At 71.7% G+C, this 5,771-nt stretch carries 5 protein-coding genes and 1 pseudogene; all 6 read left to right on the top strand.

Annotated elements, in window-relative coordinates; translation table 11 throughout:
• A pseudogene (locus ACIWVC_RS33920) lies at positions 1-496 on the top strand (hypothetical protein); the annotation flags it as partial.
• A 185-nt stretch (positions 497-681) separates the two neighbouring features.
• Complete coding sequence (locus ACIWVC_RS33915; RefSeq protein WP_396453030.1) at positions 682-2,022, top strand: hypothetical protein; 1,341 nt, start codon at positions 682-684, stop codon at positions 2,020-2,022.
• Complete coding sequence (locus ACIWVC_RS33910; RefSeq protein WP_396453029.1) at positions 2,019-2,549, top strand: hydrogenase maturation protease; 531 nt, start codon at positions 2,019-2,021, stop codon at positions 2,547-2,549. The genes ACIWVC_RS33915 and ACIWVC_RS33910 overlap by 4 nt, the downstream gene beginning before the upstream one ends.
• The gene (locus ACIWVC_RS33905) at positions 2,542-2,904 is read left to right on the top strand and encodes a hydrogenase/urease maturation nickel metallochaperone HypA (protein ID WP_396453027.1); all 363 of its coding nucleotides are present in this window, start codon (positions 2,542-2,544) and stop codon (positions 2,902-2,904) included. Before ACIWVC_RS33910 ends, ACIWVC_RS33905 begins: the two co-directional genes overlap by 8 nt.
• Positions 2,901-3,938, top strand: coding sequence for a hydrogenase expression protein HypE (locus ACIWVC_RS33900; protein WP_396453026.1), 1,038 nt, complete (start codon positions 2,901-2,903; stop codon positions 3,936-3,938). Before ACIWVC_RS33905 ends, ACIWVC_RS33900 begins: the two co-directional genes overlap by 4 nt.
• Before the next feature lie 49 nt (positions 3,939-3,987).
• A partial coding sequence (locus tag ACIWVC_RS33895; RefSeq protein ID WP_396453025.1) for a nickel-dependent hydrogenase large subunit occupies positions 3,988-5,771 on the top strand: 1,784 nt, incomplete at its 3' end.

Genomic DNA, 5,771 nt, shown 5'->3' with positions numbered 1-5,771 from the left:
GCGGATGGGTCTGGAGACCGAGAGCCTCAAGGGCGGCTGCTGCGGCCTCGCCGGCTCCTGGGGGTTCGAGAACGGCAAGTACGACATCTCGATGGACTGCGGGGAGCAGGCGCTGCTGCCCGCCGTCCGGGACGCCGCCGGCGGCACGGCCATCGTCGCCGACGGCTTCTCCTGCAAGACCCAGATCGAGGACGCCGGGACGGGGCGGCGCGCACTGCACGTCGCGGAGCTCATGCGGCTCGCCCGGGAGAGCGGCGGCCCGGTCGAGGGCAGGCCGGAGGAGGCGCGCCGGGCGAGCAGGCCCGCGCCGCCGCTGTCCCGGCGCGCCGCCCGCGTCGGCGGGCGTCGGGCTGGCCCTGCGGCGTCCGGCGGCGAGGCGCCGGTGACCTTCGCGAGGCTCGCGGCGATCCTGCCCGGGATCGCCGCGCTGCTCGGCATCGGCGGCGCCGGCCCCGTCGGCGGCCGCCTTCGCCGGGCCGCCGGAGAAAAAGGCTGAGCCGCGCGTGAGCGCCGCCCTCCGGCGCTAGGTGCGGCCGGCACGTAGTGGCCGGCCGCACTTACCGGATCTGTCACCGGTTGCTATACAGAGAGTGGCCGGCTCCCGCATCGGTTTCACGGCAGAAAGGCCGTGCGGGTGAAAGGCTCCACGCTTTTCGCATGCCGCGGGGGAGGTTCATTCACGTGACCGGCTTCGAGCACGCGCGGGCGGTCGCCGACGCGGTCCTCTACGAGGGGTACCTGCTCTATCCGTACCGGCGCTCGTCCGGCAAGAACCGCGTGCGCTGGCAGTTCGGCGTGCTCGTCCCGCCCGCGTGGGCGCGGGAGCACGGCCTGGACGACACCGGCGTCGCGGGCTCGGCCGAGGCGGCGTGGCAGCGGACCGAATGCCTCATCGAGGCGCGGCCCGACACCGTCGTCCATTTCCGTGTCCGTTTTCTCCAGTTGCAGAGAAAGGGCGTGGAGAAGCGGCTCCCCGGCGGCCGCCACGAACCGGTCGATTCACTCGACGCGGGGGAGCGCGCGGAATTCTCCTTCGACGAGGCCGTGCCGCAGGAATTCGACCTCCAGTTCCGCCTCGGGGACGTGCTCCGGGACGAGGAGAGGTTCACCGTCCACGTCCCGGGAGGCGAGGAGGCCGAGCCCGTCCTGGACGAGGCGGGCGGCGCGGCCGGCCGGGTGGTCCGGCGGCGGTGGCCGCTGACGGCGTCCGTCACCGTGTCGGCGGAGCGCTGCGACGCCGCGCGCCCGCTCGACCGGATCCGGGTGCGGATCGACAACGCCGGCACCGGCACGCCGGGCTCCGCGTCCCGCGACGAGGCGCTGCGCTGCTCGCTGCTCGCCTGCCACGTGCTGCTCCGGACGGACGGCGGCGCCTTCGTCTCGCTGCTCGACCCGCCAGAGTGGGCGCGGCGGGCGGCCGGCGAGTGCGCGAACGTCCACGTCTTCCCCGTCCTGGCCGGGCCGGAGGGCGAGCGGCACACGGTGCTGTCCTCGCCGATCCTGCTGTACGACCACCCGCGCGTCGCCCCGGAGAGCCCCGGCGACCTGCACGACGCGACGGAGATCGACGAGATCCTGTCGCTGCGGACGCTGACGCTGACCGACGCCGAGAAGCGGGAGGCGCGCGGCACCGACGCGCGGGCCGCCGCGATCCTGGACCGGACCGAGTCGATGCCGCGGGAGGTGTTCTCCCGCCTGCACGGCGCGATCCGCTCCCGGGAGCCGGTTCCCGGCGCGGCGTCCGGCAGAGTGGTGGTGGCGGGCGTCGACGTGGGGCGGGGAAGCCGGGTCCGGCTGCGGCCCCGGACGCGCGGCACCGACCCCCAGGACCGGTTCCTGGACGGCCGGACCGCCCGCGTCGAGGCCGTCCTCACCGACGTGGACGACGCCGCGCACCTGGCCGTCACCGTCGAGGACGATCCGGCGGCCGAGCTCAACCAGTGGTACGGCCGGTTCCGCTACTTCGCCCCCGACGAGGTCGAGCCCCTCACCGCGCGGGACGCCGCCGGGGAGGCGCCATGAGCCCGCGGGTGCTGGTGGCCGGGATCGGCAACGTCTTCCTCGGCGACGACGGGTTCGGCGTCGAGGTGGTCCGGCGGATGGCCGCGGCCGGCCTCCCGGAGAACGTGGACGTCGCCGACTACGGCATCCGCGGCGTCCACCTGGCCTACGAGCTGCTGAACGGCCGGTACGGCGTCCTGATCATGGTGGACGCGGTGCCGGTGGAGGGGGAGCCCGGCACCCTCGCCGTCATCGAGGTGGACGCGGCGGCCGTGGACGGCATCGTCGCCGGCCTCGACCCGTCCGATCCGCTGGCCCCGCCCGCCGTGGACGGCCACGGCATGCACCCGATGGCCGTCCTCCGGCTGCTGCGGCAGCTCGGCGGCGAGGTGGGGCGCGTCCTCGTGGTGGGCTGCCGGCCCGCCGCCGTCGACGAGCGCATGGAGCTGTCCGAGCCCGTGCGCGCCGTGCTGGACGAGGCGGTCGCGCTGGTGACGGACCTGGCCCGGGACGAGGCGAGCACGGAAGTGGAGCGGGCGCATGCATGAGCTGGGGATGTGCGAGGCCATCGTCGAGGCGGCGCTGCGGCGGGCGGACGGCCGCCCGGTCCGGGGGATGAGGGTCCGCGTCGGCGGCCACCCGGTCGACCGCGGGGTGATCGAGCAGGGCGTCCGGGTGGCGGCGCTGGGCACCCTCGCCGAAGGCGCCGGCATCGACCTGGTGCTGGAGCCGCTGTCGGTGCGCTGCGCGCGCTGCGGCGCGGAGACGCCGGTGGACTCGGCCCTGGCGCTCGCGGCCTGCCCGGCCTGCGGCGCCGTGGACGTGCGGACCGCCGGCCACGAGGACGTCGTCCTGGAGTCGATCACCGTTGACGCCCCCGCAGACGAGGAGGTAACGCCATGACCGAGGCGAAGGGCTTCGACGAGATCCACATCCTGTGGATCTCCGAGGGCATGAGCTGCGACGGCGACACCGTGTCGGTGACGGCGTCGGCCCAGCCGGCGATCGAGGACGTGGTCACCGGGCTCATCCCGGGCCTGCCGAAGGTGCACCTGCACAACAAGGTCCTGTCGCCGACCCTCGGCGGCGAGGAGTTCCTCGCGCCGTTCCGGGCGGCGGCGCGCGGCGAGCTGGAGCCGTTCATCTTCGTGCTGGAGGGCTCGGTCCCCAACGAGAAGATCAACGGGGACGGCTACTGGTCGTCGTTCGGCAACGACCCGGACACCGGCGAGCCGCTCACGCTGAACTGGTGGATCGACCGGCTGGCGCCGAAGGCGTGGGCGGTCGTCGCGGCCGGCACGTGCGCCACCTACGGCGGCATCCACGCGATGGCGGGCAACCCGACCGGCTGCATGGGCCTCGCGGACTACCTCGGCTGGGACTTCAGGTCGGCGGGCGCGCTGCCGATCGTGAACGTCCCCGGCTGCCCGGTGCAGCCCGAGAACTTCATGGAGACCCTGACCTGGGTCCTGTACCACGCGGCCGGGGCGGCGCCGCCGCCGCCGCTGGACGACAAGCTGCGCCCGCAATGGATGTTCGGCAAGACGGTGCACGAGGGCTGCGACCGCGCCGCCTACTACGAGCAGGCCGACTTCGCCCAGGACTACAACTCGCCGAAGTGCCAGGTGAAGGTCGGCTGCTGGGGCCCGGTCGTCAACTGCAACGTGCCGAAGCGCGGCTGGATGGGCGGCATCGGCGGCTGCCCGAACGTGGGCGGCATCTGCATCGGCTGCACGATGCCGGGCTTCCCGGACAAGTTCATGCCGTTCATGGACGCCCCGCCCGGCGGCACCCTCTCCTCGATGATGATCAAGCCCTACGGGGCGTTCATCCGCCGGATGCGCGGGATCACCAACGCCACGGTGAACGAGGAGCCGAAGTGGCACCACGACCGCGAGCTGCTGACCAGCGGCTACAACCCGCGCTGGCGGCCGTAGCGGAAGGGTCCGGGCCGCGGAACACGACCACAGCGAGAGGACGGCACGAATGGCAACGACCGAGCAGATGCCCGCCGGCGCGCAGCCGGGGCAGCTCGTGGAGATGTCGTGGGACCCGATCACCCGCATCATCGGCAACCTCGGCATCTACACCAAGATCGATTTCGCGAACCGCAGGGTCGCCGAGTGCCACAGCACGTCGTCGCTGTTCCGCGGCTACTCGGTGTTCATGAAGGGCAAGGACCCGCGGGACGCCGGGTTCATCACCAGCCGCATCTGCGGCATCTGCGGCGACAACCACACCACCTGCTCGGTGTACGCGCAGAACATGGCGTACGGCATCAAGAACCCGCCGCTCGCCGAGTGGATCCTCAACCTCGGCGAGGCCGCCGAGTACATGTTCGACCACACGATCTTCCAGGACAACCTCGTCTTCGTGGACTTCTGCGAGGCGATGGTGAAGGACACGAACCCGAGCGTCCTGAAGAGGGCGCGGAACACGCAGGCGCCGAACGCCGGAGTCCACGGGTACCGGACGATCGCCGACATCATGGAGGCGTTCAACCCGTTCGAGGGCGCCGTGTACAAGGAGGCGCTCCAGGTCAGCCGCACCACGCGGGAGATGTTCTGCCTGATGGAGGGCAGGCACGTGCACCCGTCGACCGTCTATCCGGGCGGTGTCGGGACGATGCCGAGCCCCACGCTGTTCACCGACTACCTGTCGCGGCTGATGCGCATCGTCGACTTCGTCAAGAAGGCCGTCGCGATGAACGACGACGTCTTCGACTTCTTCTACGAGGCGCTGCCCGGATACGAGGAGGTCGGACGGCGGCGCGTCCTGCTCGGGTGCTGGGGCGCGTTCCAGGACCCGGACGTCTGCGACTACAAGTACGAGAACATGAACCGCTGGGGCAAGGCGATGTACGTCACCCCCGGCATCGTCGTCGACGGCAAGCTCCTCACGACCGACCTCGTCGACATCAACCTCGGCATCCGCATCCTGCTGGGCAGCTCCTACTACGACGACTGGGTGAACGAGGAGCCGTTCGTCACCCACGACCCGCTCGGCAACCCCGTCGACATGCGGCACCCGTGGAACCAGACCACGCTGCCCGTCCCGCAGAAGCGCGACTTCGACGACAAGTACAGCTGGGTGATGAGCCCCCGCTGGTTCAACCCGGACACGCGGGAGCACCTGGCGCTGGACACCGGCGGCGGCCCGTTCGCGCGGCTCTACACGACGGCGCTGGCGAACATCGTCGACACCCCGTACGTGAAGTCGACCGGCTCCAGCGTGAAGATCTCGCTGCCGAAGGGCGAGCAGCTGCCGGAGACGACGCTCGAATGGCGGATCCCGCAGTGGTCCAACGCCATCGAGCGCGACCGCGCCCGGGTCTACTTCGTGGCGTACGCGGCGGCGATGGCGGTGTACTTCCTGGAGAAGGGCCTCGGCCTCGTCCGGGAAGGCGACACCAGGATCTTCGACGACTTCGAGGTGCCGGACGAGGGCATCGGATGCGGCTTCCACGAGGCGGTGCGCGGCGTGCTGTCCCACCACCTCGTCATCAAGGACAAGAAGATCGCGAACTACCACCCGTACCCGCCGACGCCGTGGAACGGCAGCCCGCGCGACAGCTACGGCACGCCCGGCCCGTACGAGGACGCCGTCCAGGACATGCCGATCTTCGAGGAGAACGGCCCGGACGACTTCCGGGGCGTCGACATCATGCGCGCCGTGCGCAGCTTCGACCCCTGCCTGCCGTGCGGCGTGCACATGTACCTCGGCAAGGGCCGCGAGCTGAAGAAGCTGCACTCGCCGATGTTCGGGGCGAC

The sequence above is a fragment of the Actinomadura sp. genome (genome assembly GCF_044508335.1).
Classification (GTDB): Bacteria; Actinomycetota; Actinomycetes; order Streptosporangiales; family Streptosporangiaceae; genus Spirillospora.
Note: the sequence above shows the minus strand (reverse complement) of the source record. Positions and strands in the feature narration are given on the sequence as shown.